A 26,656-nucleotide genomic window follows, 5' to 3' on the forward strand; every position below is an offset into this window, starting at 1 on the left:
CTTTCGCTGGCGCCACCGCTTTCTGCACCTGGCCAAGGCAGACCGGCCGGCCCAGCTGGCCGGCATCGCCGAGGCCGACGAGATGTTTTTCCTGGAATCGCAGAAGGGTTCGCGCCAGCTGGACCGGCCGCCGAGGAAGCGCGGTGGCGTCGCCAGGCGGCGCGGCATCAACAGCGAACACGTCTGCGTGCTGGTGGCGCGCGACCGTGCCGGCGGCACCCATGACTTCGTTACCGGCCGCGGCGCGGTCACGGCAGCTCAGTTGCACCAGCACCTGTTTCCCGTGCTCGACCCGGACGTCCTCCTGGTTACCGACGGACACCCGGCCTACCGCAGCTTTGCACGGTCAGCCGGCATCACGCATGAAGCCGTCAACCTGCGGGCGGGCGAACGCGTCCGCGGCGCGTTGCACGTGCAAAACGTGAATGCCTATCACCAGCGCTTCCGGCAATGGCTGGCGCGCTTCAATGGCGTTGCTTCACGCTACCTGCCCAACTACCTCGGCTGGCAGTGGGTAGTCGACGGGCAACGCATTGACTCGGCCGAAAGCATGCTGCGGATAGCGCTGGGCGGCGCATCCCACAACGAACGGTGATAGCGCCAAAAAAAACAGGCGCCGCAGCGCCTGTCTTGTCGATCGCCTACACAGCGATCAGTGCTTGACCACGTCCGTCGAGCCTTCCGCCGCCGGGGTCGGGGTGACCGCGACGGGTGCGGCCGCCACGTCGGCCAGCGGTTCCGGCTGGCGCTCCAGCGCAACCTCGAGCACCTTCTCGATCCAGCGCACCGGCACGATCTCGAGCTTGTTCTTGACGTTGTCCGGGATGTCGGCCAGGTCCTTCACGTTCTGCTCGGGGATCAGGACCGTCTTGATGCCGCCGCGATGCGCCGCCAGCAGCTTCTCCTTCAGGCCGCCGATCGGCAGCACTTCGCCGCGCAGCGTGATCTCGCCGGTCATCGCCACGTCGGCGCGCACCGGGATGCCGGTGAAGGCCGACACCAGCGCCGTCGTCATGCCGATACCGGCCGACGGACCATCCTTCGGCGTCGCGCCCTCCGGCACGTGGATGTGGATGTCGGTCTTCTCGAAGGCTTCGGCCTTGATGCCGAAGCGCTGGGCACGCGAACGCACCACGGTGCGGGCCGCCTCGATCGACTCCTTCATCACGTCACCCAGGGTGCCGGTGCGGATGATCGCGCCCTTGCCCGGCACGTTCACGGCTTCGATGGTCAACAGGTCGCCGCCCACCTCGGTCCAGGCCAGGCCGACCACCTGGCCGATCTGGTTTTCCTTCTCGGCCACGCCAAAGTCGTAGCGGCGCACGCCCAGGAATTTATCCAGGTTCTTGGCGTTGACGATGACGCGCTTCTCGGCCTTGGTCAGCAGCAGCATCTTGACCACCTTGCGGCAGATCTTGGAGATTTCGCGCTCGAGCGAACGCACGCCGGCTTCACGGGTGTAGTAGCGGATGATGTCGCGAATCGCCGATTCCTCGACCTTGATCTCGCCTTCCTTCAGGCCGTTGTTCTTGATCTGCTTCGGCAGCAGGTAGCGCTGCGCGATGCTGGTCTTCTCGTCCTCGGTGTAACCCGACAGGCGGATCACTTCCATCCGGTCCAGCAGCGCCGGCGGAATGTTGAAGGAGTTCGAGGTCGCCACGAACATCACGTCCGACAGGTCGAAGTCGACTTCGACGTAGTGGTCGCTGAAGGTGTGGTTCTGCGCCGGGTCCAGCACCTCGAGCAGGGCCGAGGACGGGTCGCCGCGGAAGTCCGCGCCCATCTTGTCGATCTCGTCGAGCAGGAACAGCGGGTTGCGCACGCCGACTTTCGACAGCGACTGCAGCACCTTGCCCGGCATCGAGCCGATGTAGGTACGGCGGTGACCGCGGATCTCGGCCTCGTCGCGCACGCCGCCGAGCGCCATGCGCACGTACTTGCGGTTGGTGGCGCGGGCGATCGACTCGCCCAGCGAGGTCTTGCCCACGCCCGGAGGACCGACGAAGCACAGGATCGGGGCCTTCAGCTTGTCGACGCGCTGTTGCACCGCGAGGTACTCAAGGATGCGTTCCTTGATCTTGTCGAGGCCGTAGTGGTCGGCCTCCAGCACCTGCTGGGCCTTTTCCAGGTCGATGGTGACCTTGGATTTCTTCTTCCACGGCAGCGACACCAGGGTGTCGATGTAGTTGCGCACCACGGTGGCTTCGGCCGACATCGGCGACATCAGCTTGAGCTTCTTGATCTCGGCCTGCGCCTTTTCCATTGCCTCTTTCGGCATCTTGGCGGCGATCACCTTCTTCTCCAGCTCTTCGATGTCGGCGCCCTCTTCGCCTTCGCCGAGTTCCTTCTGGATGGCTTTTACTTGCTCGTTCAGGTAGTACTCGCGCTGCGACTTTTCCATCTGGCGCTTGACGCGGCCGCGGATGCGCTTCTCGACCTGCAGGATGTCCAGTTCGCCTTCCAGCTGGCCGAGCAGGTGCTCGAGGCGCTTGGCGACGTTGAAGATTTCCAGGATGACCTGCTTCTGCTCGAGCTTGAGCGGCAGGTGCGCGGCGACGGTGTCGGCCAGGCGGCCGGCGTCGTCGATGCCGGCCAGCGAGGCCAGGATCTCGGGCGGGATCTTCTTGTTGAGTTTGACGTACTGGTCGAACTGCTGGACGATGGCGCGGCGCATGGCCTCGACTTCGGAATCGTCGCCGATTTCCGAGGCGACCGGGGTCAGCTCGGCGGTAAAGTGAGTGGCGCCATCGGTGATGTGATCGATGCGCGCGCGCTGGGCGCCCTCGACCAGCACCTTCACGGTGCCGTCAGGCAGCTTCAGCATTTGCAGAATATTGGCCACGCAGCCGATCTCGTAGATGTCTGCGGCGGAAGGTTCGTCCTTGGCAGCGGCTTTTTGGGCGGCGAGCATGATGCTCTTGCCCTGCTCCATCGCGGCTTCGAGGGCCTTGATGGATTTCGGACGACCGACGAACAGAGGTATCACCATATGCGGGAACACGACCACGTCGCGCAACGGCAGGAGAGGCAGCGTCGTTTGCTCGGTTAATTTCGAAGTTGTCATGGCATACCTTATAGAAAGCGTGTTGCTGAACTTGGGCCTTGCAACGCTAAATCTCAAGAGCGCTGCAGTAAATATTTTCTACAAGTAAAAGAAAATCAATGGCCGTTCCAATAAGAAGCGCATTTGAAATAAAAAAGCCACCGCCGGGTTATCCCAGCGAGTGGCTTTTCGATTGAAGCCGGCTTCTTATTATGAGGTAGTGTACCTTCAAGAATCCGTACGGCAAGACTTTTGTGGCAAGAGTGCGCGCCTTTTTTTAATTTTCACCCGATGCTTTTGCGGATTCGCTATAAATCAGCAAAGGTTTCGCACCGTTCGTGATCGTAGTTTCATCGATCACGACTTTGACCACGTTCTGCTGGCTTGGCAATTCGTACATCACGTCCAGCAGCGCATGCTCGAGGATCGAACGCAGGCCGCGGGCGCCGGTCTTGCGGGCCAGGGCCTTGCGCGCGATCGCGTGCAGCGCCGCAGGACGTATTTCGAGTTCGGCGCCTTCCATTTCAAGCAGCTTCGAGTACTGTTTGATCAAGGCGTTCTTCGGCTCGATCAGGATCTGGATCAAGGCTTCTTCGGTCAGCTCGTTCAGGGTGGCGACCACCGGCAGGCGGCCGACCAGCTCGGGGATCAGGCCGAACTTGATCAGGTCTTCCGGCTCGGCGTCCATCATGATCTCGCTGGCCGCACGCTGGGTCTGGCTCTTGACCGTGGCCGCGAAACCGATGCCGCTCTTTTCGGAACGGTTCTGGATGATCTTGGCCAGGCCGTCGAATGCGCCGCCGCAGATGAACATGATGTTGGTCGTGTCGATCTGGACGAAGTCCTGGTTCGGATGCTTGCGGCCGCCCTGTGGGGGCACCGACGCCATCGTGCCTTCGATCAGCTTCAGCAGGGCCTGCTGCACGCCCTCGCCCGACACGTCGCGGGTGATCGACGGGTTGTCGGACTTGCGCGAGATCTTGTCGATTTCGTCGATGTAGACGATGCCGCGCTGGGCCTTCTCGACCTCGTAGTTGCAGCTTTGCAGCAGCTTCTGGATGATGTTCTCGACGTCTTCGCCGACATAGCCGGCTTCCGTCAGCGTGGTCGCGTCGGCGATCACGAAGGGGACGTTGAGCATGCGCGCCAGGGTCTGGGCCAGCAGGGTCTTGCCGGAACCGGTCGGGCCGACGAGCAGGATATTGCTCTTGGCCAGTTCGACGTCGTCCTTCTTGCCCAGGTGCTTGAGGCGCTTGTAGTGGTTGTACACCGCCACCGACAGGATGCGCTTGGCCGTCTGCTGGCCGATCACGTACTGGTCGAGCAGCTCGGTGATTTCGTGAGGCGTCGGCAGATCGGACTTGGCGCCCGCCACCGATTCGACGTTGGAAGTCTCGTCGCGGATGATGTCGTTGCACAGGTCGATGCATTCATCGCAGATGAACACCGACGGTCCCGCGATCAGCTTCTTGACTTCGTGCTGGCTCTTTCCGCAGAACGAGCAGTACAGAAGTTTTTCGCCGCTGGAGGATTTTTTGTCAGACATGGGGCAGGTCAGTTAATAAGTTGCTTGAATATAACGCTAATACGAGCACGCAACAAGTGCGCACACGAACATGCTACCCGAAATAAAAACGAAACGCCCGAACGACCATGCGCCCGGGCGTTTTTTGGCAACACCTTGGCGGCGTCGCACCAGCGCTCTTTACGCGCGGTTGGTCAGCACGCGGTCGATCATACCGTATTCAACGGCCTCTTCCGCGGACATGAAGCGGTCGCGGTCGGTATCCTTGTGGATCTGCTCGATGCTCTGGCCGGTGTTCTCGGCCATGATGCGCGCCAGGCGCTCGCGCAGGTACAGGATTTCCTTGGCCTGGATCTCGATGTCCGAGGCCATGCCCTGCGAACCGCCGGACGGCTGGTGGATCATGACGCGCGAGTTCGGCAGCGAGAAACGCTTGCCCTTGGCGCCGGCGGCCAGCAGGAAGGCGCCCATCGAGGCGGCCAGGCCGGTGCACAGGGTCGAGACGTCCGGCTTGATGAAATTCATCGTGTCGAAGATCGCCAAGCCCGCCGAGACCGAACCGCCCGGCGAGTTGATGTACAGCGAAATATCCTTGTCCGGATTCTCGCTCTCCAGGAACAGCAGCTGGGCCACGATCAGGTTGGCCATCTGGTCGTTGACAGGGCCGACCAGGAAGATCACGCGCTCCTTGAGGAGGCGCGAGTAGATGTCATAGGCGCGCTCGCCGCGGCCGCTTTGTTCGACCACCATCGGCACGAGGCCGAGTGCTTGGGTATCCAATGCCGGATTACGAATCATACCTGTCTCGTTCCTTGTAAATAGGGGTTCAGAAATCCAATCTTAGCAGGTGTATGCGGTTCGCACAGACACGTAGGGTGGGCAGCTCCGCTGCCCACGCGGTGATCGTTATCGGCTGCGTCATCGCGCACGATGATCTTGCTGCCAACTATCACCGCGTGGGCGGGAGACCCGCCCACCCTACGATTTAACCACAACAGCCTTGCTGGCTGGCATTCATTAACCCTGGACGTTGCCGCCCATCAGTTCATCGAAAGCGATGGCCTTGGTGCCGACCTTCGCCTTGCCGAGGACATAGTTAACGACGTTTTCTTCCAAAACAAGAGCTTCCACTTCGGCCAGGCGGCGACGGTCGCTGTAGTAGTACTTCAGGACTTCTTTAGGATCTTCGTAGCTCTGCGAGAAGTCTTCGATCTGGGCCTTGACCTGCTCTTGGGTTGCCTGCAGGTTGTTATCCGACACCAATTGCGACAGGATCAGGCCCAAGCGCACGCGGCGTTCGGCCTTGTCGGCGAACATCTCGGCCGGGAACGGCATGGCCTTGACATCCATGCCACGCTGCATCATGTCCTGGCGGGTCATCTCGGCCAGGCGCTCCGAATCCTGCTGGATCATGGCCTTCGGCACTTCCATGTCGGTGGCCTTGACCAGCGCGTCCATCACGGCTTCCTTGTTGCGCGCCTTGATGCGGGCGTTGACTTCACGCTGCAGGTTGGTCTTGATGTCTTCGCGCATCTTCTCGATCGAGCCGTCTTCGATGCCCAGCGAACGCGCGAATTCGGCGTCGACTTCCGGCATGTGGGCCCATTCGAGCTTGTTCAGGGTGATGGTGAACTCGGCGGTCTTGCCGGCCACGTCCTTGCCGTGGTAATCCTCAGGGAACGGCAGCGGGAAGGTCTTGCTCTCGCCGACTTTCAGGCCGACGGTCGCGGCTTCGAATTCCGGCAGCATGCGGCCTTCGCCCAGCACGAACGCGTAGTTCTCGGCCTTGCCGCCGGCGAACTCTTCGCCGTCGATCTTGCCGACGAAGTCGACGGTGACGCGGTCGCCGTTGGCAGCCACGGCCTCGCCGCCGGTGCCGTGCTCGCCTGCTTCACCCTTGGTGTGGTAGTGAACGCGCTGCTTGCGCAGGATGTCGATGGTCTTGTCGATTTCGGCGTCGGTCACGTCGGCCGACACGGTTTCGATGTCAACATTGGCCAGGTCGCCGATCACGACGTCCGGGTAGACCTCGAAGGTCGCGTCGAAGGCCAGCATGCCTTCCGGCGCGTCTTCTTTCGGCTCGATTTTCGGGAAGCCGGCAACGCGCAGCTGGTTCTCGTTGGCGGCGTCGTTGAAGGCGCGGCCGACCTTGTCGTTCAGCACATCCGATTCGATCTGGTAACCGTATTGCGCAGCGACCATCTTGAGCGGCACCTTGCCTGGGCGGAAGCCCGGGGCCTTAGCCGTCTTGGCCTGCTTCTTGAGGCGCTTTTCGACCTCGCTACGGACGTCAGCTACCGGAAAAGTGATCGTCAAGCGACGCTCGAGTTTACCCAGGGTTTCGACTGCAGTTGCCATTATAAAAATCGTCCAAAAAAATAATTATTCGTGGTGCGAGGAGGGGGACTCGAACCCCCACACCATTGCTGGCGTCAGGACCTAAACCTGGTGCGTCTACCAATTTCGCCATCCTCGCGGAAGGATTGCATTTTTGCCACAAAAACAAAGGGCGCCCGACAGTGAAACCGGCCGCCCTGCACTCCTCTGTTTAGGGGCTACAACTTCAATCAATTATTTTACTGGATTTTCTGACACTACTGGGGCGTTTTTTGCGCCGTGTGCGCGGGTTTTGAGCTCATCCATATAGAGAAGGCCAACTCGGCCATATGCAGATGCGCCCGGCATCACCTGCGGCACCGTCGCCCCGGCCCAGGCCGGGGCTTCGATTCCAACACCTACACCGGCTTCGTGCCGACCGGCTTCCTGACCCGGAACCACGCCGCATACAAGGCCGGCAGGAACAGCAGCGTGAGCGCCGTCGCCACCAGCAAGCCGCCCATGATGGCAACCGCCATCGGCCCCCAGAACACCGAGCGCGACAGCGGAATCATGGCCAGCGCCGCCGCCGCCGCGGTCAGGAGGATCGGCCGGCAACGGCGCACCGCCGCCTCGACGATCGCATCCCAGGCCTCGGCTCCGGCGGCGATGTCCTGCTCGATCTGGTCGACCAGGATCACCGAATTGCGGATGATCATGCCGAACAGCGCGATCACGCCCAGGTTGGCCACGAAGCCGAAGGGGCGGTCGAACACCAGCAGCGCCATCGCGGCGCCGGCGATGCCCAGCGGTCCGGTCAGGAACACCAGCAGCGAGCGCGAGAAGCTGTGCAGCTGCAGCATCAAGAGGGTGAACACGATGAACAGCACCAGCGGCACGTTGGCCATGATCGAGGCTTCGGCCTCGGAGCTGTCGGCCGCCGCCCCTTCCACCGTGACGCGGTAGCCGGCCGGCAGCTTGGCGCGGATCGCGGCGAGCTTGCCGTCCACCTGGGCGGTGACGGTCGGTCCCTGGATGCCGGCAACCACGTCCGACTGCACCATGATCGCCCACTCGCGGCCTTCGCGCCAGACCACGCCCGGCTCCCAGGCGAAGGCCACCCGCGCCACCTGGCCGATCGGCACGGCGCCGCCGCCCGGCATCGGCACCAGCGCCTCGGACAGGCGCGCGATGGTCGAGCGCTCTTCCAGCGGCTGGCGCACCACGATGTCGATCAGGCGGTTGGTCTCGCGGAACTGGCCGACCGGGGTGCCGGTGAGCGTGGTGTTGATCGCCCGCCGTACCGCCTGCGAGCTCAGGCCGAGCGCGCGCAGCTTGTCCTGGTCGAGATCGAGGCGCAGCACCTTGACCGCCTCGTTCCAGTCGTCGTTGACGCCCACGGCGTTCGGGTTGGCGCGCATGACCTCTTTCACCTGGTCGGCCACGCCGCGCACGATGCCGATGTCGGGCCCGCGCACCTGGAACTGCACCGGGTAGGCCACCGGCGGGCCGTTCGGCAGCAGTTTCACGCGCCCGCGCACCTCGGGGAAACCGGTGCGGAATGCTTCCTCGATCTTCACGCGCAGCGCTTCGCGCGCCTCGGCATCGACCGGCAGCACCACCAGCTGCGACACGTTCGACTGCGGGAAGATCTGGTTCAGCGGCAGGTAGAAGCGCGGGCTGCCGGTGCCCACGTAGCTGGTCACGCTCTGCACGCCCTGCTGCCGCTTCAGGAAGCCTTCGAAGCGCTTGACCACGGCCTCGTTGGCGGCGAAGCTGGTGCCCTCGGGCGACCACATCTCGACCATCAGCTCGGGGCGGCTGGAATCCGGGAAGAACTGCTTCTCGATGAAGCTGAAGCCGAACACCCCCATCGCGAACACGCTCAGGCTCAGCGCGATGGTGGTCTTGCGCCATTCGACGCACCAGTTCACCAGGCGCCGGAAGCGCTCGTAGGCGGGGCTGTCGAACACGTCGTGCGACGATGCGCCATGGTCGTGCGGCTTGACGCGCAACAGGACGTAGCCGATGTAGGGGGTGAACACCACCGCCGCCACCCACGAGACCAGCAGCGCCAGCGCGTTCACCGAGAACATCGTGAAGGTGTACTCGCCCGCGGCCGACTTGGCCAGGCCGATCGGCAGGAAGCCCGCGGCCGTGATCAGGGTACCGGTCAGCATCGGCATCGCCGTCGAGGTGTAGGCGAAGGTGGCCGCCTCGAAGCGCGACAGGCCCTCTTCCATTTTGCGCACCATCATCTCGACCGCGATGATGGCGTCGTCCACCAGCAGGCCGAGCGCGATGATCAGCGCGCCGAGCGAGATCTTGTGCAGCGAGATGTCGAGCACCCGCATGAACAGGAAGGTAATCGCCAATACCAGCGGAATGGTGAGCGCCACCACCAGGCCGGGGCGCACGTCGATGCGCAGCTTCGGCTTGGTGTGCAGGCCCAGCGCAACGAAGGACACGGCCAGCACGATGATCACGGCTTCGACCAGCACCTTGACGAATTCGTTGACCGAGGCGGTGACCGCCTGCGGCTGGTCCGACACCCGTTCCAGTTCGATCCCGACCGGCAGCTGGGCCTTGATGCGGGACACGGCCTGGTCCAGGCCCTTGCCCAGCTTGATGATGTTGCCGCCCTTCTCCATCGACACGCCCAGGCCGATCACTTCCTTGCCGTTGAAGCGCATCTTGTCCTTGGGCGGATCCTGGTAGCCGCGCCGCACGACGGCGAAGTCGCCCAGGCGGAAGGTGGTGCCGCCGGCGCGCAGCTGCAGGTTTTCCAGCAGTTCGACCGACTTCAGGGCGCCGCTCACGCGCACCTGCAGGTAGTCGCTCGGCGTCACCAGCACGCCGCTGGCCTCGACCTGGTTCTGGGTGGCGATCTGGTTGACGACCTGTTCGAAAGGCAGGCCGAGCTGGGCGAACTTCTTGCTGGAGAATTCGATGTACAGCTTCTCGTCCTGCACGCCGAACTGCTCGACTTTCGCCACCAATGGCACGGTCAAGAGCTGCTGGCGCACGAAGTCCGCGTAGTCGCGCATCTCGGCCGGGGTAAAGCCGTCGCCGGACAAGGCGAAGATCGAACCGTAGGTGTCGCCGAACTCGTCGTTGAAGAAAGGCCCGATCACGCCCTGCGGCAGGGTGGCCGCCATGTCGCCGATCTTCTTGCGCACCTGGTACCAGGTCGCCGCGGTCTCGCCCGGCGGCGTCGATTCGCGCAGCTCGATCTGGATGGTGGTCTCGCCCGGTTTGGAGAAGCTGCGGATGCGGTCGATGTAGGGTGTCTCCTGCAGCGTGCGCTCGAGCGGGTCGGTCACCTGCTCGGCCATCTGCACCGCGGTGGCGCCCGGCCATGCGGCGCTGACCACCATCGCCCGGAAGGTGAACGGCGGATCCTCGTCCTGGCCCAGCTGCTGGTAGCTCAGGATGCCGCCGATCAGCAGGGCGGCGATCAGGTAGCGCGTGAGCGGGATGTGTTCCAGCGCCCAGCGCGACAGGTTGAAGCCCCTCATTGGCCGGCTCCGCCGGCGGCAGCCTCGGTATCGCTGCGGCGCGCCACGTCGGCCGTCAGGATGCGCACCTTCTGGCCGGGTTTGAGCAGGTGCACGCCGGCCGTGACCACCGTCTGGCCGGGCTGCACCCCGCCGGACAACAGCATGTCGTTGCCCGCCTGGCCGGCCAGCTGCACGCGGCGCAACTGCACCGCGCCGTTTTCCACCACCCAGACGGCGCTCGCGCCCCGGTCGTGCACCAGGGCGCTGAGCGGCACCCGCAGGGCGGACGCAGGCGCACTGCCCGGCGCCGCCATCTCCACGGTCGCCGTCATGCCCAGCCGGACCTCGGCGCGCGCCGGAATCGCCACCTTGACGGTGTAGGTGCGGGTGGCCGGATCGGCCACCGGCGAGACTTCGCGGATCTTGCCGGGAATGCGCTCGTCGGGCCTGGCCCACAGGCGCACCTGGACCTCGCTGGCCTGGCGCAGCTGCTCGACCCGGTCTTCGGGAATGCCGATCACGACTTCCTTCTCGTCGGTGCGGGCCACGCGCACCACCGGCGTGCCGGCCGCCACCACCTGGCCTACCTCGGCATCGACCGCGGTCACCACGCCCATCCGGTCCGCTACCAGGTTGGCATAGCCGGCCTGGTTCGACTGGCCGCGCAGGCCGGCTTGCGCCGCGTCGACATTGGCCTGGGCCGCGCGCAGGGCCGCCTGCTTGGCGTCGAGCAGCGCCTGGCTCACGAAATTGCGGGCGCGCAGGTCCTGGTGGCGCCGGTAGTCGGCCTGGGCCAGGTCGCGCTCGGTTTCGGCGGCGCGCAGGCTGGCGCGCGCCTGGGCCTCGGCCAGGCGCAGGTCCTGGGGATCGAGCCGCATCAGGACTTGCCCTTCTGAAACAGTAGCGCCGACGTCGACCTTGCGCTCGACGATCTTGCCGCCCACCCGGAAGCCCAGCCGCGATTCATAGCGCGGCCGCACGTCGCCCGAGAATGCGACACGCTCGGCGCCGCCGCCGGCCGCCAGCGTGATGGCGCGCACCGGCCGCGGCTCTTCCGCGCTGGGAGCGGGTTTGTCGCAGGCGGCCAGCAAGGCCAGCGCGGCAAGGACGAGCGGCGCGCGGTATGCAATGCGGATGGACGGACGTTGTGAAAGAGCGAACACGTGGATTCCCTGTGGTGGTCTGCCGCCTGGCGTGGCAAATTAGAGTATTTGTAAACAAGCAATTATAATCAGGGAAACAACGAAGAACCCGAGATTAGAGTCAACAGTCAAATATGCCCGTCGAGCATTACGAGAACTTCCCGGTTGCCTCCTTCCTGCTGCCGCGCCGCCTGGTGCCGGCGGTCGAAGCCATCTACGCCTTCGCGCGCAGCGCCGACGACATCGCCGACGAAGGCGACGCCGCGCCGCCCGAACGCCTGGCCGAGCTGGAGCGCTATGCACGGGAGCTGGCCGCCATCGAACGCGGCCTGACGCCGGCCGATCCGCTGTTCGCGCGCCTGGCCGGGGTGGTGCGCGACTTCCGTCTGCCTGTAGGGCCGATGCACGACCTGCTGTCCGCCTTCCGCCAGGACGTGCTCACCGGCCGCTATGCCGACTACACGGCCCTGCTGGACTATTGCCGGCGCTCGGCCAACCCGGTCGGACGCCTGATGCTGGAACTGTACGATGCGGTGGATGAGCGCAACCTGCGCGATTCGGACGCCATTTGCACGGCCCTGCAGCTCGTCAACTTCTGGCAGGACGTCGCGATCGACCTGACCAAGGGCCGTATCTACCTGCCGCTGGAAGACCTGGAACGCCATGGCCTGAGCGAAGCCGAGCTGCGCGCCGGCCCGGCGACCCCGGCCTGGCGCGCGCTGATGCGCTTCGAAGTGGAACGTGCGCGCGCGCTGATGCTGAGCGGGGCGCCGCTGGCGCACCGGCTGCCGGGGCGCGTCGGCTGGGAGCTGCGCCTCATGGTGCAGGGCGGCCTGCGCATCCTGGAAGCCATCGAGAAGGCCGAATACGACGTGTTCCGGCGCCGCCCCACCCTGGCCCCGGCCGACTGGATCGCGGTCGGCTGGCGCGCCCTGCGCATGTGAACCGGCCGCCCTTCCCTCGCCTGTCGAGCGCCGCATCGGCTAAGATAGCGGATTCGCATCGCATACCAAGAGCAATAAATACATGTCCCCCGACGAATACTGCCAGCAAAAGACGGTCCAAAGCGGCTCCAGTTTCTACTACAGCTTCCTGTTCCTGCCGCCGGAGCGCCGCCGTGCGATCACCGCGCTGTATGCCTTCTGCCGCGAGGTCGACGACACCGTCGACGACACCTCCGACGCGTCGGTGGCCCGCATCAAGCTGGCCTGGTGGCGCACCGAGGTCTCGACCATGTACAAGGGCAGCCCGACCCACCCGGTGACCCAGGCGCTGCAACCGCACGTCGCCACCTACAAGCTCGAAGAACAGCACCTGCAGGCGATCATCGACGGCATGGAGATGGACCTGGACCAGAGCCGTTACCTCGACTATGCCGGCCTGCAGAAATACTGCTGGCGGGTGGCGGGCGTGGTCGGCATCCTGTCGGCCAGCATCTTCGGCTACACCCGGCCCGCGACCCTGGCCTATGCCGAGAAGCTCGGCCTGGCCTTCCAGCTGACCAACATCATCCGCGACGTCGGCGACGACGCGCGCAAGGGCCGCATCTACATCCCGGTGAACGAGCTGCAGCAGTTCAACGTGACCGCGGCCGACATCCTCAACTTCCGCCACAGCGAGAAGTTCGAGGCCCTGATGCAGTTCCAGAACGAGCGCGCCCAGCGCACCTACGACGAAGCCCTGGCCCTGCTGCCGAAGGAAGACCGGCGCGCCCAGCGCCCGGGCCTGATGATGGCGGCGATCTACCGCACCCTGCTCGACGAGATCGCGCGCGACAGGTTCCAGGTACTGAACCAGCGCATCTCGCTCACGCCGCTGCGCAAGCTGTGGCTGGCCTGGAAGACCTATGTCCGCACCTGAGCATGGCCTGAACGTCGCCGTCGTCGGCGGCGGCTGGGCCGGCTGCGCCGCCGCGGTCGAACTGGCGGCGTCCGGCGCCCGCGTGACCCTGGTGGAAAGCGCACGCAGCCTCGGCGGCCGCGCCCGCGCCGTCGAGGTGAACGGCACCCTGCTCGACAACGGCCAGCACATCCTGCTGGGCGCCTACCGCGAAACCCTGCGCCAGCTGCGCCAGGTCGGCATCGATCCCGACGCCGCCCTGCTGCGCCTGCCGGTGCAGATGCGTTACCCCGAGGGCAGCGGCGGCATGGACTTCGTGGCGCCGCGCTGGCCGGCGCCGCTGCACCTGTTCGGCGCCCTGCTGCGCGCCAAAGGCCTGGCGCGCGAGGACAAGCTGGCGCTGGCCCGCTTCACCAGCGCCGCGCGCTGGATGGGCTGGGTGCTGTACCACGACTGCACGGTCGAGGAACTGCTGGCGCGCTTCGACCAGACCCCACGCCTGAACCGGCTGCTGTGGCATCCGCTGTGCATCGCGGCGCTCAACACCCCGCCCGAACGCGCGTCGAGCAAGGTGTTCCTGGCCGTGCTGCGCGACAGCCTCGGCGCCAGCCGCCGCGCCGCCTCGGACATGCTGCTGCCGCGCCTGGACATGGGCGCCCTGTTTCCGCAGGCCGCGGCGCGCTACCTGGAAGCGCACGGCGGCCGGGTGCTTGGCGGCGTCAAGGCGACCGCCCTCGGCCGCGCCGGCGACGGCTGGCAGCTCGCGCTGTCCGAAAACGTGGCGCAGTTCGATGCCGTGGTGCTGGCCACCCCGGCCACCCAGTCGGCCGCGCTGCTGGCCGCGCACGCCCCGGCGCTGGCCGAACAGTTGACGGCGCTGGACTACGAGCCAATCGCCACCTGCTACCTGCAGTACGAGCAAACCCTGCGCCTCGACCTGCCCTTCTACGCCCTGCTGGACGACCCGGCGCAGGGGCGCTGGGGCCAGTTCGCCTTCGACCGCGGCCAGCTCGACGCGGCCCAGCCGGGCCTGCTGGCGGTGGTGGTCAGCGCCGCCGGCGACGCCGCCCAGCTCGGCCAGGACGCGCTGGCCGCCGCCATTGCCGGCCAGCTGGCGCAGGACCTGCGCCGCCCGGAACTGGCGGCCCCGCGCTGGACGCGCGTGATCACGGAGAAGCGCGCCACCTTTTCCTGCACCCCGGACCTGGCCAGGCCCGGCAACGATACCGGGCTGCCCGGGCTGGCGCTGGCGGGCGACTATACCGCCAGCGACTACCCGGCCACCCTGGAGACCGCGGTACGCAGCGGGGTGGAAGCGGCGAAGCTTATCCGCGCCTACGGCACCCTGCCCCGCGAAAAACGCAGCCTGTCGCACGCCGATGGCGCCGTGGCGCCCCCTTCCGTAAGCTCATAGCATCGAAACAGGTCTGACGGATTTCATACCATGAGCAATCTCCAAATCGGTTTGCGGACCCTGGCCCTGGTGGCCCTGGTGGTGTTCAGCACGGCCGTGCTGGTGCAGCCCGAACTCATCGGCGGCTCCGCGCCGGCCACCGCGCTGGCGATTGGCTCGATCCCGGTCGTCGGTCATCATTAAGAACTGCTGCAGATGAGCGAACCGATGGGTAAACTGGACTATCTCGACGCGCTCAAGCGGGCGCTGGGCGGCCTGCCGCCGGAAACCCAGGCCAAGACCCTGGCCTGGTACGAGCAGCGCTTCGTGGACGGCGTGGCGGCCGGGCGCAGCGAGGCGAGCATCGCCGAGGAACTGGGCGACCCGCGCAAGGTCGCGGTGACGCTGCGCGCCAGCGCCCACATGAAGGCCTTCAACGAAAAGAAGTCGCCCACCAATGCCCTGCGCGTGAGCCTGGCCGGCCTGGGCCTGCTGGTGTTCAACCTGTTCATGGCGATTCCCGCCGCCGTGTATGCCTCGCTGCTGATCGCCGTCTACGGCACCGCACTCGGCTTCTACGTGTCGGGCATCGCCATCACCGCCAGCGGCCTGGCCGGCGCCAACGAGCTGGTGCTGAACAACCCGCTGCACCGGATCGAGGTCCTGGAATCCGGCGAGCGCCGCGAGCGCGTCGACAACGCGCGCACCCGGGTCTCGATCGGCCGGCACGGCATCCATATCGACGAGGACAAGGCCCCCGCCTCCCCCGACCAGGACGCGGGCGCGGCCACGGACGACGAGGCCGGCTCCTCGGTGGTGATCCGGCGCGCCGAAAAGGTGGCCGATGCCGGCGTCCACATCACCACCGACATGGACGGCGAATCGCGCACCACCCAGACCTTCTTCGGCCTCGGCATGGTGCTGGGCGGGATCCTGCTGTTCCTGCTGTCGCTGGTCATCACCCGCTACACCTTCATCGGCCTGAAGCGTTACCTGAAGATGAACCTGTCGCTGCTGAAGGGGGCCTGAGCCATGCGCGCGCTCCTGAGAGTCGGATTCAGCCTGCTGTTGCTGGCCTTCGTCCTGATCGGCCTGAGCTACGCGGCGCTGCGCGCCAACGGCGTGACCGCGGCCGCCGAAGGCCGCCGGGTGGCCAGCGAGACGCGCGAGGTCCCGGCCGGGGTGAACGCGGTCGACCTGGACGGACCGATCAACCTGAGCCTGCGCTACGGCGCCACGCCTTCGCTCAAGGTGCGCGGCGAAGCGCGCCTGCTCGACAACATCGACGTCAGCGCGGACGGCGCGGTGCTACATATCGGCATCCGCGGCATGGTGCTGAACCACCGCCATCCGCTCGAGGTCGAGATGGTGCTGCCGCAACTGGCAAGCGTCACGGTGGACGGCGGCGGCGAGAGCACGGTCAACGGATTTTCTGGCGAACGCATCGAGGTGCGCATGGAGGGCCGCGGCAGCCTGCGCTTCAACGGACGCTTCCGCGAGGTCGATGCGGCGCTGAGCGGCAGCGGCGAACTGGACCTGAACGCCGGCGCCGGCGTCGAGCGCCTGGACGCCGTGCTCACCGGTTCCGGACACATGAGCATCGTCGGCGGCGCGCGCGAACTGCACGCCAACGCCAGCGGATCGGGCGAACTCGACGCGCGCCACCTGCGCGCCGACAAGGTCGAGGTCAGCCAGACCGGCTCCGGCCGCAGCACGGTGCAGGCGCGCGAGACCGTGGCCGCGGCGATCTCGGGCAGCGGCGACATCGAGGTGGTCGGCAACCCGGCCGAGCGCAGCGTCAGCCGCACCGGCAGCGGCGCGGTTACTTTCTCGGAGTAAGCCCGAGCCAGTCGAGCACGTCGCGCCCGGCGGCGCGGCCGCTGCCGAAGCAGGCGGTGAGCAGGTAGCCGCCGGTCGGGGCCTCCCAGTCGACCATCTCCCCCGCCACGAATACCCCGGGCAGCGCGCGCAGCATGCTGCTGTCCGGCGCCAGGGCTTCGAAGCGCACCCCGCCGGCGCTGCTGATCGCTTCATCGATCGGGCGCGGACGCTTCACTACCACCGGCAGCGCCTTGAGCGCCGCCGCCAGCCGGTCCGGATCGGCATACGCCTGCTTCGTCAGGCATTCGTGCAGCAGCCCGGCCTTCACGCCCTTGATCCCGAGGCGTCCCTGCAGGTGGCTGGACATCGAACGCGAACCGCGCGGGCGGTTCACCTCCGCCGCCACGCGCGCGGCGTCCAGGTCCGGCAGCAGGTCGAGCCATACGGTGGCGCTGCCGTCCCGGGCAATCTGGTCGCGCAGCGGGGCGGAAATCGCATACACCAGGCTGCCCTCGATGCCGCTGTGCGTGACCACGAACTGCCCCTGGCGCTGGTGCATCGCGCCTTCCCGGTCGCGCCAGGCGACTGCGACGGTGGTCAAGGGCGCGCCGGCGTATCGTTCGCTGAAATGGGCGCTCCAGTCGACATCGAAGCCGCAGTTGGACGGCGCCAGCGGCGCCACCTCGACCGCCTGCCCGGCCAGCAGCGGCGCCCAGGCGCCGTCGGAACCGAGCCTGGCCCAGCTGGCGCCGCCCAGGGCAAGTACCGTGGCGTCGGCCTCGACCAGGATCTCCCCTTCCGGTGTGGCGATGCGCAGGCGGCCGTCCTGCCAGCCCAGCCAGCGGTGCCGCATGTGGAAGCGCACCCCGGCCTCGCGCAGGCGGTGCAGCCAGGCGCGCAGCAGCGGCGCGGCCTTCATCTCGCGCGGGAACACGCGGCCCGAACTGCCGACGAAGGTATCGATGCCGAGCGCGTGGATCCAGTCGCGCACCGCCTGCGGATCGAAGCCGTCCAGCCAGCGCGCGACTTGCGGCGCGCGCACGCCGTAGCGGCGGCGGAAGTCCGGCAGCGGTTCCGAATGAGTGATGTTCATGCCGCCCTTGCCTGCCAGCAGGAACTTGCGCCCGACCGAGGGCATGGCATCGTAGACGTCGACCTGCACGCCGCCGGCGCTCAGGACCTCGGCCGCCATCAGGCCGGCGGGGCCGCCGCCGATGACGGCGACACGTGGGGGTTGGCTGGGATGCTGGCTCATCGGCATTCAGGGGAGGCAAAGGAGCGGCATTGTAGTCGAGTTTGCGCCCTGCATAAAATGTGGGGCATGATGTAAAGGGAGCTTGACATGTCTAGTTTGCTTGACTACGATGTAAAGCATACTTTACTTCATGGAGCATGTCATGCACGAAAAGCGGATCGCGAAAGCCTATACCCGTGAGCTGTTCGGGTCGCTCGCGCTGTACACGGTGCTGCTGGTGGCCGCCATCCGCTGGGGCCGGCCGATGGAAGACGGGGTGCTGCGCACCCTGGTGCTGCTGTCGCCGATGATCGGCTTCTGCGCGGCCCTGTGGGTGATCGTGCGGCACTTCGCCCGGGTCGACGAATACCAGCGCATGCGCCAGCTGGAAAACGTCGGGCTGGCCGCGGCCATCACCGCCGGCCTGACCTTCACCTACGGGTTCCTCGAGACCGCGGGCTTTCCGAAGCTGTCGATGTTCACCGTATGGTGCGTGCTGTGCGGCTCAGTGCTGGTGGTCCAGCTGGTGCGCAAGCTGCTCGACCGATGAACAACCACATCAGGACCCTGCGCGCCGCGCGCGGCTGGAGCCAGGCCGAGCTGGCCGAGATGCTCGACGTGTCGCGCCAGAGCGTGAACGCGATCGAGACCGGCCGCTACGATCCCAGCCTGCCGCTGGCCTTCGCGATTTCCCGGCTGTTCCAGCTACCGATCGAAGCGATCTTCACCCCCGACTTCAACCCCGACCAGGAGTCAGCATGAAAGCATCTCCCTTGTACGCCGCGCTGCTCGGCATCGCCTGCACCGCCTTCGCGCCCGCCTTCGCTTCCGCCTTCGCCGGGGCCTTCGACACCCCGCCGGCCACGGCCGCGCCCAACCGCTTCGCCGCGGCGCCCGCCCCGAGCGAGCGCTTCGAGATCGAGGGCATGCTGGTCGAGCGCCACGGCAGCGCCGGGCGCGCCCTGGTGCTGGTCCCCGGCCTGTCGACCGGCGGCTGGGTGTGGCAGCAGCTGGTGCGCGACTTCGCGCCCACCCACACCGTCTACGTCGTGACCCTGCCCGGCTTCGACGGCCGTCCCGCCGTGGCCGGCGATCCCTTCGACGCGGCGCGCGACGCACTGGCGGAACTGATCGCCTCGCGCAAGCTGGCCAGGCCGGTGCTGGTCGGCCACAGCCTGGGCGGCACGCTGGCGATCGCGCTGGCCGAGCAGCTGCCCGAGCGGATCGGCGGCGTGGTCAGCATCGACGGCCTGCCGGTCATGCCGCGCACCGAGGATACCCCGCCCGAACAACGGGCGGCGCTGGCCGAGTCGATGCGCCAGCGCATGGCCGGCGTGAGCAGCGCCGCCTTCGCCGCCCAGCAGCAGCAATACATGCGCAGCATCGGCATGGTCGACATGGGCCGGGCCGACGACGCCGCCCGGCTGACCGCGCGCAGCGATCCGGCCGCGGTGGCAGGCTATGTGGGCGCCGTGCTGGCGCGCGACCTGCGCCCTGGCCTGGCCGCCATCAAGGCGCCGGTGCTGGTGCTGGCGCCGTATTACGCACCCGATGCCGCGGTCCTGAACAACATGAGCGCGGCCGACAAGCTGGCGTATTATCGGGAGCTGATGGCCGGCACGCCGCGCCTGCAGGTCGAGGCGATCGACAAGGCGCGCCACTTCGCCATGATCGACCAGCCCGAAGCGGTGCGCGACGCCCTGCGCCGTTTCCTCAAGCAGCTGTAACACCTCACGCACAACAAGGGAGCACGCGATGCAAAGACTGATCTACTGGAGCGGCCAGTACCTGCTGGCCGCAAGTTCGATGTTTGCCCTGCTGGTCGCGGTCGACGTGTTCCTGCGCGGCGAGGCCTTCGAGACCGGCTGGCGCGAGTCGCTGGCCTGGTCGGTGCTGTCCGCCGCGATCTTCATCGGCTCGCGCTACTACCGCGCCGAGCGCGGCGCCCAGTGCGCGATGTGCCGCCATCCGGACCCGAAGGCCTGAGTCGCCCTCCTCCAAGCTGGATCAAGACGGGTCAGGGGCGGCGACGCCATACTGCCGCCTCGACGCGTATGCATTTTTGTCATAGCTATAAGATTCTGCTTGACAATAGATATGGCAGGAATATTCTTGTATGCGCAATAACGAACGATGGCTTCCCGCTCGACGAGGGGGCCACGATTCGGGAAGGCAGTCCGTTTCAACATCTTGGAGGATGTGTATGTCGGTAATGACAAGGGCAGCAATGTCCCGTAGGACAATGCTGGGCGCAATCGCGTCCAGTCCACTCTGGATGCAGTCCGCCTGGGCGCAGCCAAACAACCTGAAAATCTCGCACCAGTTCCCCGGCGGCAGCATTGCCGAAGGCGATTTCCGTGACCGCTTGTGCCGCATGTTCGCGGCCGACGTCGAACGGCGCACCCGCGGCGGACTGAAATTCACGATCCATCCCGGCTCGCGCCTGATGGCCCCGAACGCCCAGATCGGCGCACTGCGCAGCGGCAACCTGGAGCTGGCCCTGGTGCCGCTGTCGTATGCCGGCGCCGAAGCCCCGGAAGCCAACATCGGCCTGATGCCGGGCCTGGTCACCTCCTACGAGCAGGGCTATGCCTGGAAGGATGCGCCGGTCGGCCGCGAACTGACCCGCATCCTGAACGAGCAGGGCCTGGTGGTGGTCAGCTGGATCTGGCAGGCCGGCGGGGTCGCCTCGCGCGGCAAGCCGATCCTGCATCCGGAAGACGTGGCGGGCCTGAAAGTGCGCGGCGGCTCGCACGAGATGGACCGCCTGCTGGCGGACGCCGGCGCCACGGTGGTCAACATGCCGTCCAACGAGATCCCGGCGGCGATGCGCAATGGCGCGCTGGACGCGGCCCTGACTTCCTCGACCTCGCTGATCTCGTTCCGCCTGCAGGAGTCGAGCCGCGCCCTGACCACCGCGCGCGGCGGCGCCTACTGGTTCATGTTCGAGCCCCTGATGATGTCGCGCACCGTGTTCGAGCGCCTGAGCAAGCAGCAGCAGGCCGCGATCATGGCGGTGGGCGCCGGGCTGGAATCCTTCGCGATGAAGGCCGCCCGCACCGACGACGCCAACGTGGCGGCCGTCTACCGGGCGTCGGGCGCGCAGATCGTCGACCTCAACGCCGAGGCCCTGCGCAAGTGGCAGGCGGTCGCGCGCGCGAATGCGTGGCGCGAGTACGGCGAGCGCAGCGCCAACTGCGCGAAGCTGCTGGAACTGGCGGAGCAGTCGATCGCCATGATCTGACCCGGTGCTTTTGCAGGGAGGCGCGGCGCAGCCGCCCCTCCCTAGCCCCCGGTCACCGGCGGAAAGAACGCGACTTCGTCGCCATCCGCCACTTCGGTGTCCGGCCCGCACATCACCTGCCTGCACGCCGTGCGCAGCGCGCGCTCCGGCCCCAGCGCCTCGGCCCACACACCGCCCCGCGCCACCAGCGCCGCCCGCACCGCGCCAACCGTCGTCGCGGCTTCGGGCAAGTCGAGGGTGTCCTGGCCGGCGCCGAGCTGTTCGCGCACCGAGGCGAAATATCGCAAGCTGATCTTCATGTCTTCCTAATGCTGGAGTTCGGCGAAGGGAATGAAACGTACCAGGTCGCCTTCCTGGATCGCCTGGCCGGGCGGATTGTCCACCAGCCCGTCGCCCCAGACCGTCGAGGTGAGCACGCCAGAGCCCTGGTTCGGGAACAGGTCGAGCCCACCGGCCGCGTTGACGCGCACGCGCAGGAATTCGTTGCGGCGATCGGCCTTGGGCAGGCTGAAGTCGGCGCGCATCGCATAGCCGCGCGGCTCCAGCGCCCCGCTCGCGCCCTGCAGGCGCAGCAGGAAAGGCCGCACGAACAGCAGGAAGGTGATGAAGCTCGACACCGGGTTGCCCGGCAGGCCGATGAAGTACGATGCGCCGCCTTCGCGCGCCACCTCCCCGAATGCCAGCGGCTTGCCCGGCTTGACGGCGATCTGCCACAGGTTCAGGCGCCCCTCGGCTTCGACCGCCGGCTTGATGTGGTCTTCCTCGCCCACCGAGACGCCGCCCGAGGTGATGATCAGGTCGTGCTCGCGGGCGGCCTCGCGCAGCGTGGCGCGGGTGGCTTCCAGCGAATCGGGCACGATGCCGTAGTCGGTGAAGACGCAGCCGAAGTTCTCGAGCAGGCCGCGCAGGGTAAAACGGTTGGAGTTGTAGATCGCGCCCGGCGCCAGCGGCTCGCCCGGCATGGCCAGTTCGTCGCCGGTGAAGAACACCGCGACCCGCACCCGGCGCAGCACAGGCAGTTCGGCCAGGCCCACCGAGGCCGCCAGGCCCAGTTCCTGGCTGCGCAGGCGCGTACCGGCCGGCAGGATGGTCGAGCCGGCGGCGACGTCCTCGCCGGTGCGGCGGATCCATTCGCCCGCACGCGGCGCATGCCTGACCGTGACGCTGTCGCCGACCGCCTCGCACTGCTCCTGCATCACGACCGCGTCGGCGCCGGGTGGAATCAGGGCGCCGGTGAAGATGCGGGCGGCGGTGCCGGGTTCGAGCGGCACGCCGACGCTGCCGGCCGGGATGCGCTGGGTCACGCGCAGGGTCGCGCTGCCGCCCGCGCAGTCGGCCGCGCGCACCGCGTAGCCGTCCATCTGGGTGTTGTCGGCGGAAGGCACGTCGATGGTGGCGCGCTGGTCCTGGGCCAGCACGCGGCCGTTGGCTTCCAGGGTTGGCACCGTCTCCACGCCCTCGACCGGACGCGCGGCGTCGAGCAGCTGGGTCAGGGCCTCGCGCACCGACAGCATGGGCGGCTTGGTCGTGGAAGCCATCACAGTCCCGTGCGTTCGGCGATGTAGGCTTTCATCGCCTCCACCTCGGGGCGCATGACGACGAAGCGCTGCGGCAGCGATTCGATGTCCTCGAAGCCGGCCGGGCGCTCGGCGTCGGTGCCTAGCGCTTCCAGGATGGTCTCGTTGAACTTGGCCGCCAGCGCGGTTTCCAGCACGATCATGGGAACGCCTGGCTGTACGTGTTCGCGCGCCACCTTGATGCCGTCCGCGGTGTGGGTATCGATGACGATGCCGTAGTCGTCTGCGACGTCGCGGATGGTGGCCAGGCGGTCGGCGTGGGTCGACTTGCCGGAGGCGAAGCCGTACTGGCCGACCAGCTTCCATTCGTCGCCGTCGCTGCCCGGCCCGCCCGACAGGTCGAAGCCGCCGTGGGTGTCGACCTTGCGGAAGAGCAGATGGGTGCGCTCGGCGTCGCGGCCCACCAGCTCGTACACGAAGCGCTCGAAGTTGGACGCCTTCGAGATGTCCATCGACGGGCTGCTGGTGTGGTAGGTCTCGGCCGCCTTGCGCACGCGGTAGACGCCGGTGCGGAAGAATTCGTCGAGCACGTCGTTCTCGTTGGTGGCCGCCACCAGCTTGTCGATCGGCAGGCCCATCATGCGGGCGATGTGGCCGGCACAGATGTTGCCGAAGTTCCCCGACGGGACGGTGAACGAGACTTTCTGGTCGTTGCTGGTGGTCGCTCCAAGATAGCCGCGGAAGTAGTACACCACCTGGGCCACCACGCGCGCCCAGTTGATCGAATTGACGGTGCCGATCTTGTGGCGCGCCTTGAAGGACAGGTCGTTCGAGACCGCCTTGACCAGGTCCTGGCAATCGTCGAACACGCCTTCGACCGCGATGTTGAAGATGTTCGGGTCCTGCAGGCTGAACATCTGCGCGGTCTGGAAGGCGCTCATCTTCTTGTGCGGCGACAGCATGAACACGCGCACGCCGCGCTTGCCGCGCATCGCGTACTCGGCGGCGCTGCCGGTGTCGCCCGAGGTGGCGCCGAAGATGTTCAGTTCGTCGTTATTCTTCGCCAGCGCATACTCGAACAGGTTGCCGAGCAACTGCATGGCCATGTCCTTGAAGGCCAGGGTCGGGCCGTTCGACAGCGCCTGCAGGATCAGCTTGCGCCCGTCGGACTCTTCCAGCACGCGCAGCGGCGTGATGCTGGCTGCGGATTCGTCGGCGCGCGCGTTGCGGTAAACCTCGGCGGTATAGGTCTTCGCCGTCAGGGCGCGCAGGTCGTCGTCGGGAATATCGGTGGCAAACTTGCGCAGGATCTCGAAGGCGAGATCGGCGTAGGAAAGCTGGCGCCAGGCGTCGAGTTCCTGCTGGCTGACCTGCGGGTATGCTTCGGGGAGGTACAAGCCGCCGTCCGGGGCCAGGCCCGCCAGCAGGATGTCGGAAAAGCCTTGGGGATTGCGTGCTGCGGACGCGCTCGTCGCGCGGGTGGAGACGTAATGCATACGGGTAGAGATCCGGTTCGGGGGCCTATTGAACTTTAATTATAGCGCCCGAACGGAATCTTATGCTGTGCTGCAAAAAAGCTGGCCGCCAAGCCTGCGCCAGCGGATCCCGGCGCAGGCCGGGACCCGGGTCGACTTCAGCGTCAGCAGGCCGCGTGGTTGACGGTGACCACGTGCACCGCCAGGCCGCCCAGCGAGGTTTCCTTGTACTTCACCTGCATGTCGGCGCCGGTCTGGCGCATGGTCTCGATCACGTTGTCGAGGCTGACGAAGTGGGTGCCGTCGCCCTTCAATGCGAGCGAGGCCGCGGTGATCGCCTTGATCGCGCCCATCCCGTTGCGCTCGATGCAGGGAATCTGCACCAGCCCGCCGATCGGGTCGCAGGTCATGCCGAGGTGGTGTTCGATGCCGATCTCGGCCGCGTTCTCGATGCGCTCGTTGGAGCCGCCGAGCGCCGCCACCAGGCCGGCCGCGGCCATCGCGCAGGCCACCCCGACCTCGCCCTGGCAGCCGACTTCGGCGCCCGAGATCGAGGCGTTCTTCTTGCACAGCATGCCGATCGCGGCCGAGGTGAGCAGGAAGTCGCGGATGCCCCTGGCCGCGTCGGTCGGACGGCAGTCTTCCGCGTAGTAGCGCAGCACCGCCGGGATGATGCCGGCCGCGCCGTTGGTCGGCGCCGTCACCACCCGGCCGCCGGCCGCGTTCTCTTCGTTGACCGCCATCGCGTACAGGGTCACATGGTGCGTCGCATCATGCGGCAGTTCATTGACCCGCTTGCCCTCGGTGCAGTGGGCCTGCTTCCAGAGTTTGGCGGCGCGCCGCTTGACGTTCAGGCCGCCCGGCAGCTGGCCTTCGGTGACCAGGCCGTGGGCGATACAGTCGCGCATGGTCTCCCAGATGCGGTCCAGGCCCGCATCCAGTTCGGGCTCGCGCATGCGCGACAGTTCGTTCGCGCGCAGCATGTGCGGGATCGACAGGCCGTGCTCGCGGCCCTGCGCCAGCAGTTCGCTCATCGTGCTGAAGGGGAACGGCACCTGCACCGAGGGCGGATCGCCGGCCCGGCCCTGGCTTTCGCCCGCCGCGGTGATGAAGCCGCCGCCCACCGAGTAGTAGATGCGCTCGATGATGCTGCCATCCGCCAGCTGCAGCACGAAGCGCATGCCGTTCGGGTGTTCCGGCAGGGTCGACTGCTTGTGCCATACCAGGCCGCTGCGGTACTGGAACGGCACTTCCTTCTCGCCCAGCAGCTTCAGCTTGCCGTCCATCTCGGCTTCGGCCAGCCGGTCCTCGACGCTATCGGGGTCCACGCCCTGCGGGGTTTCGCCCATCAGGCCGAGGATCACGGCCTTGTCGGTCGCGTGGCCGACGCCGGTCAGCGCCAGCGAACCGTACAGGTGCACTTCGACACCCACCGCATTGTCCAGCGCACCGCACTCCACCAGGAAGCGCCGCGCCGCCACCATCGGCCCCACGGTGTGGGAGCTCGACGGCCCGATACCGATCTTGAACAGATCAAACACACTCATGTCCATCGTTTGTCTCGACTCTTCAGATTTTTATTATTGTGGTGCATGAACGTGAGGCCGGCCTTAAGCCGTGACGCCCACGTCGACGTTCTTCAGCATGTCGGCGACCATCTCGTCCACGCCGATGCGCGCCTTCCAGCCCCAGTCCGCGCCGGCGCGGCTGTCGTCGAGGCTCTTCGGCCAGGAATCGGCGATCTGCTGGCGGCTGTCCGGCTTGTAGGCGATCTCGAAGCCGGGCACCGCTTTCTGGATGGCGGCCGCCAGTTCGCGCGGGTTGAAGGACACGCCGGCCACGTTGTACGAGGAGCGGATCGCCACCTTGTCGGCCGGGGCCTCCATCAGCTCGATGGTGGCGCGGATCGCGTCCGGCATGTAGATCATCGGCAGCGTGGTTTCCGGGCCCAGGAAGCACTCGTAGGTCTCGCCCTTGAGGGCGCTGTGGAAGATCGCGATCGCGTAGTCGGTGGTGCCGCCGCCCGGAGGCGACTTGAAGCTGATGATGCCCGGGTAGCGGATCGAGCGCACGTCCACGCCGTACTTGCTGTGGTAGTACTCGCACAGGCGCTCGCCGGCCAGCTTGCTGATGCCGTAGATCGAGGTCGGGTCCATCACCGCGTACTGCGGGGTAGCCTCGGCCGGCGTGTTCGGGCCGAAGGCGGCGATCGACGAGGGCCAGAAGACCTTCAGCGGCTTGCCCGCCTCACCGCGTTCGCGCGCCACTTCGAGGATGTTCAGCAGGCCGTCCATGTTCAGGGTCCAGGCCTTGAGCGGGGCCTTTTCGCCGGTAGCCGACAGCAGCGCCGCCAGCTGGTAGACCTGGGTGATGCCTTCGGCCTCGATCAGCCCTGCCAGGCGGTCCTTGTCCAGCACGTCGAGCTGGGTGTAGCGCGCCGCGCCGTACACGTTGTTGGCGCCGATGTCCGAGGCGATCACCTTGTCGGCGCCGTGCTGCTGCGCCAGGGCGGTGACCAGTTCGCTGCCGATCTGGCCGTTGGCGCCGATGATGAGGATGCGTTCCATGTGTGTTCCGTTCCGTTCTTGATGTTGTTATGGGCGATTA

24 protein-coding genes and 1 tRNA gene are annotated in these 26,656 nt (G+C 66.7%); 12 read left to right on the forward strand and 13 right to left on the reverse strand.

Annotated elements, in window-relative coordinates; genetic code table 11:
• Positions 1-595 (forward strand): IS1595 family transposase (locus AB3347_RS24335; RefSeq protein WP_369094279.1); only part of this gene is annotated, 595 nt, incomplete at its 5' end.
• A gap of 57 nt (positions 596-652) precedes the next feature.
• Here the strand turns inward: AB3347_RS24335 and lon are convergent.
• From lon to AB3347_RS24370, 7 genes are all read right to left on the reverse strand, one after another.
• Positions 653-3,064, reverse strand: a complete 2,412-nt coding sequence (gene lon / locus AB3347_RS24340; protein WP_369094280.1) for an endopeptidase La — start codon at positions 3,062-3,064, stop codon at positions 653-655.
• A gap of 256 nt (positions 3,065-3,320) precedes the next feature.
• Positions 3,321-4,589 (reverse strand): ATP-dependent Clp protease ATP-binding subunit ClpX, encoded by a 1,269-nt coding sequence (clpX, locus tag AB3347_RS24345; RefSeq protein ID WP_369094281.1) that lies wholly within the window; start codon positions 4,587-4,589, stop codon positions 3,321-3,323.
• A gap of 159 nt (positions 4,590-4,748) precedes the next feature.
• Positions 4,749-5,366 carry an ATP-dependent Clp endopeptidase proteolytic subunit ClpP gene (gene clpP / locus AB3347_RS24350; protein ID WP_277477554.1) on the reverse strand — a complete coding sequence of 206 codons (618 nt, stop codon included), beginning with the start codon at positions 5,364-5,366 and terminating at the stop codon, positions 4,749-4,751.
• Between the two features lie 219 nt (positions 5,367-5,585).
• Entirely contained in the window at positions 5,586-6,926 is a 1,341-nt protein-coding gene (gene tig / locus AB3347_RS24355) for a trigger factor (RefSeq protein WP_369094282.1), read from the reverse strand.
• 31 nt (positions 6,927-6,957) lie between these two features.
• Positions 6,958-7,044, reverse strand: a tRNA-Leu gene (locus AB3347_RS24360).
• Between the two features lie 259 nt (positions 7,045-7,303).
• Positions 7,304-10,402: an efflux RND transporter permease subunit gene (locus AB3347_RS24365; RefSeq protein ID WP_369094283.1), complete on the reverse strand. Its 3,099-nt coding sequence runs from the start codon at positions 10,400-10,402 to the stop codon at positions 7,304-7,306.
• Positions 10,399-11,547 carry an efflux RND transporter periplasmic adaptor subunit gene (locus AB3347_RS24370; RefSeq protein WP_369094284.1) on the reverse strand — a complete coding sequence of 383 codons (1,149 nt, stop codon included), beginning with the start codon at positions 11,545-11,547 and terminating at the stop codon, positions 10,399-10,401. The genes AB3347_RS24365 and AB3347_RS24370 overlap by 4 nt, the downstream gene beginning before the upstream one ends.
• A gap of 113 nt (positions 11,548-11,660) precedes the next feature.
• Between AB3347_RS24370 and hpnC the strand changes: the two genes are divergently transcribed.
• From hpnC to AB3347_RS24400, 6 genes are all read left to right on the forward strand, one after another.
• Positions 11,661-12,470, forward strand: coding sequence for a squalene synthase HpnC (gene hpnC / locus AB3347_RS24375; RefSeq protein ID WP_369094285.1), 810 nt, complete (start codon positions 11,661-11,663; stop codon positions 12,468-12,470).
• A gap of 82 nt (positions 12,471-12,552) precedes the next feature.
• Complete coding sequence (gene hpnD / locus AB3347_RS24380) at positions 12,553-13,386, forward strand: presqualene diphosphate synthase HpnD (protein WP_369094286.1); 834 nt, start codon at positions 12,553-12,555, stop codon at positions 13,384-13,386.
• A complete protein-coding gene (gene hpnE, locus AB3347_RS24385; RefSeq protein ID WP_369094287.1) occupies positions 13,373-14,779 on the forward strand; it encodes a hydroxysqualene dehydroxylase HpnE in 1,407 nt (468 codons plus the stop codon). The genes hpnD and hpnE overlap by 14 nt, the downstream gene beginning before the upstream one ends.
• Before the next feature lie 30 nt (positions 14,780-14,809).
• Complete coding sequence (locus AB3347_RS24390; RefSeq protein WP_369094288.1) at positions 14,810-14,962, forward strand: hypothetical protein; 153 nt, start codon at positions 14,810-14,812, stop codon at positions 14,960-14,962.
• Between the two features lie 12 nt (positions 14,963-14,974).
• A complete protein-coding gene (locus AB3347_RS24395) occupies positions 14,975-15,787 on the forward strand; it encodes a DUF1700 domain-containing protein (RefSeq protein WP_369094289.1) in 813 nt (270 codons plus the stop codon).
• A gap of 3 nt (positions 15,788-15,790) precedes the next feature.
• Positions 15,791-16,597, forward strand: a complete 807-nt coding sequence (locus tag AB3347_RS24400; protein ID WP_369094290.1) for a DUF2807 domain-containing protein — start codon at positions 15,791-15,793, stop codon at positions 16,595-16,597.
• On the opposite strand, the gene AB3347_RS24405 is transcribed toward AB3347_RS24400, so the two are convergent.
• Positions 16,581-17,834 (reverse strand): TIGR03862 family flavoprotein, encoded by a 1,254-nt coding sequence (locus AB3347_RS24405; protein ID WP_369094291.1) that lies wholly within the window; start codon positions 17,832-17,834, stop codon positions 16,581-16,583. The two genes, AB3347_RS24400 and AB3347_RS24405, sit on opposite strands and share 17 nt — an antisense overlap.
• A 142-nt stretch (positions 17,835-17,976) precedes the next feature.
• On the opposite strand from AB3347_RS24405, the gene AB3347_RS24410 reads away from it, so the two are divergent.
• From AB3347_RS24410 to dctP, 5 genes are all read left to right on the forward strand, one after another.
• Positions 17,977-18,363, forward strand: a complete 387-nt coding sequence (locus tag AB3347_RS24410) for a hypothetical protein (protein ID WP_369094292.1) — start codon at positions 17,977-17,979, stop codon at positions 18,361-18,363.
• Positions 18,360-18,575: a helix-turn-helix transcriptional regulator gene (locus AB3347_RS24415; RefSeq protein ID WP_369094293.1), complete on the forward strand. Its 216-nt coding sequence runs from the start codon at positions 18,360-18,362 to the stop codon at positions 18,573-18,575. The genes AB3347_RS24410 and AB3347_RS24415 overlap by 4 nt, the downstream gene beginning before the upstream one ends.
• Positions 18,572-19,540 (forward strand): alpha/beta fold hydrolase, encoded by a 969-nt coding sequence (locus AB3347_RS24420; protein WP_369094294.1) that lies wholly within the window; start codon positions 18,572-18,574, stop codon positions 19,538-19,540. The genes AB3347_RS24415 and AB3347_RS24420 overlap by 4 nt, the downstream gene beginning before the upstream one ends.
• Before the next feature lie 28 nt (positions 19,541-19,568).
• Positions 19,569-19,799: a hypothetical protein gene (locus tag AB3347_RS24425; RefSeq protein ID WP_369094295.1), complete on the forward strand. Its 231-nt coding sequence runs from the start codon at positions 19,569-19,571 to the stop codon at positions 19,797-19,799.
• A 241-nt stretch (positions 19,800-20,040) separates the two neighbouring features.
• Complete coding sequence (gene dctP / locus AB3347_RS24430; protein WP_369094296.1) at positions 20,041-21,057, forward strand: TRAP transporter substrate-binding protein DctP; 1,017 nt, start codon at positions 20,041-20,043, stop codon at positions 21,055-21,057.
• A 41-nt stretch (positions 21,058-21,098) separates the two neighbouring features.
• On the opposite strand, the gene moaD is transcribed toward dctP, so the two are convergent.
• From moaD to AB3347_RS24455, 5 genes are all read right to left on the reverse strand, one after another.
• On the reverse strand, positions 21,099-21,356 hold the full coding sequence (gene moaD, locus AB3347_RS24435) for a molybdopterin converting factor subunit 1 (protein ID WP_369094297.1): 258 nt from the start codon (positions 21,354-21,356) through the stop codon (positions 21,099-21,101).
• 6 nt (positions 21,357-21,362) lie between these two features.
• Positions 21,363-22,595 carry a gephyrin-like molybdotransferase Glp gene (gene glp / locus AB3347_RS24440; RefSeq protein ID WP_369094298.1) on the reverse strand — a complete coding sequence of 411 codons (1,233 nt, stop codon included), beginning with the start codon at positions 22,593-22,595 and terminating at the stop codon, positions 21,363-21,365.
• Positions 22,595-24,070: a threonine synthase gene (thrC, locus tag AB3347_RS24445; RefSeq protein WP_369094299.1), complete on the reverse strand. Its 1,476-nt coding sequence runs from the start codon at positions 24,068-24,070 to the stop codon at positions 22,595-22,597. Before thrC ends, glp begins: the two co-directional genes overlap by 1 nt.
• A 143-nt stretch (positions 24,071-24,213) precedes the next feature.
• Positions 24,214-25,602, reverse strand: coding sequence for an L-serine ammonia-lyase (locus tag AB3347_RS24450; RefSeq protein WP_369094300.1), 1,389 nt, complete (start codon positions 25,600-25,602; stop codon positions 24,214-24,216).
• Positions 25,603-25,659: 57 nt separating this feature from the next.
• Positions 25,660-26,616, reverse strand: a complete 957-nt coding sequence (locus AB3347_RS24455; protein WP_369094301.1) for an NAD-dependent epimerase/dehydratase family protein — start codon at positions 26,614-26,616, stop codon at positions 25,660-25,662.
• Positions 26,617-26,656 lie beyond the last annotated feature (40 nt).

This window comes from Massilia sp. X63 (assembly GCF_041023745.1).
GTDB lineage: Bacteria > Pseudomonadota > Gammaproteobacteria > Burkholderiales > Burkholderiaceae_D > Telluria.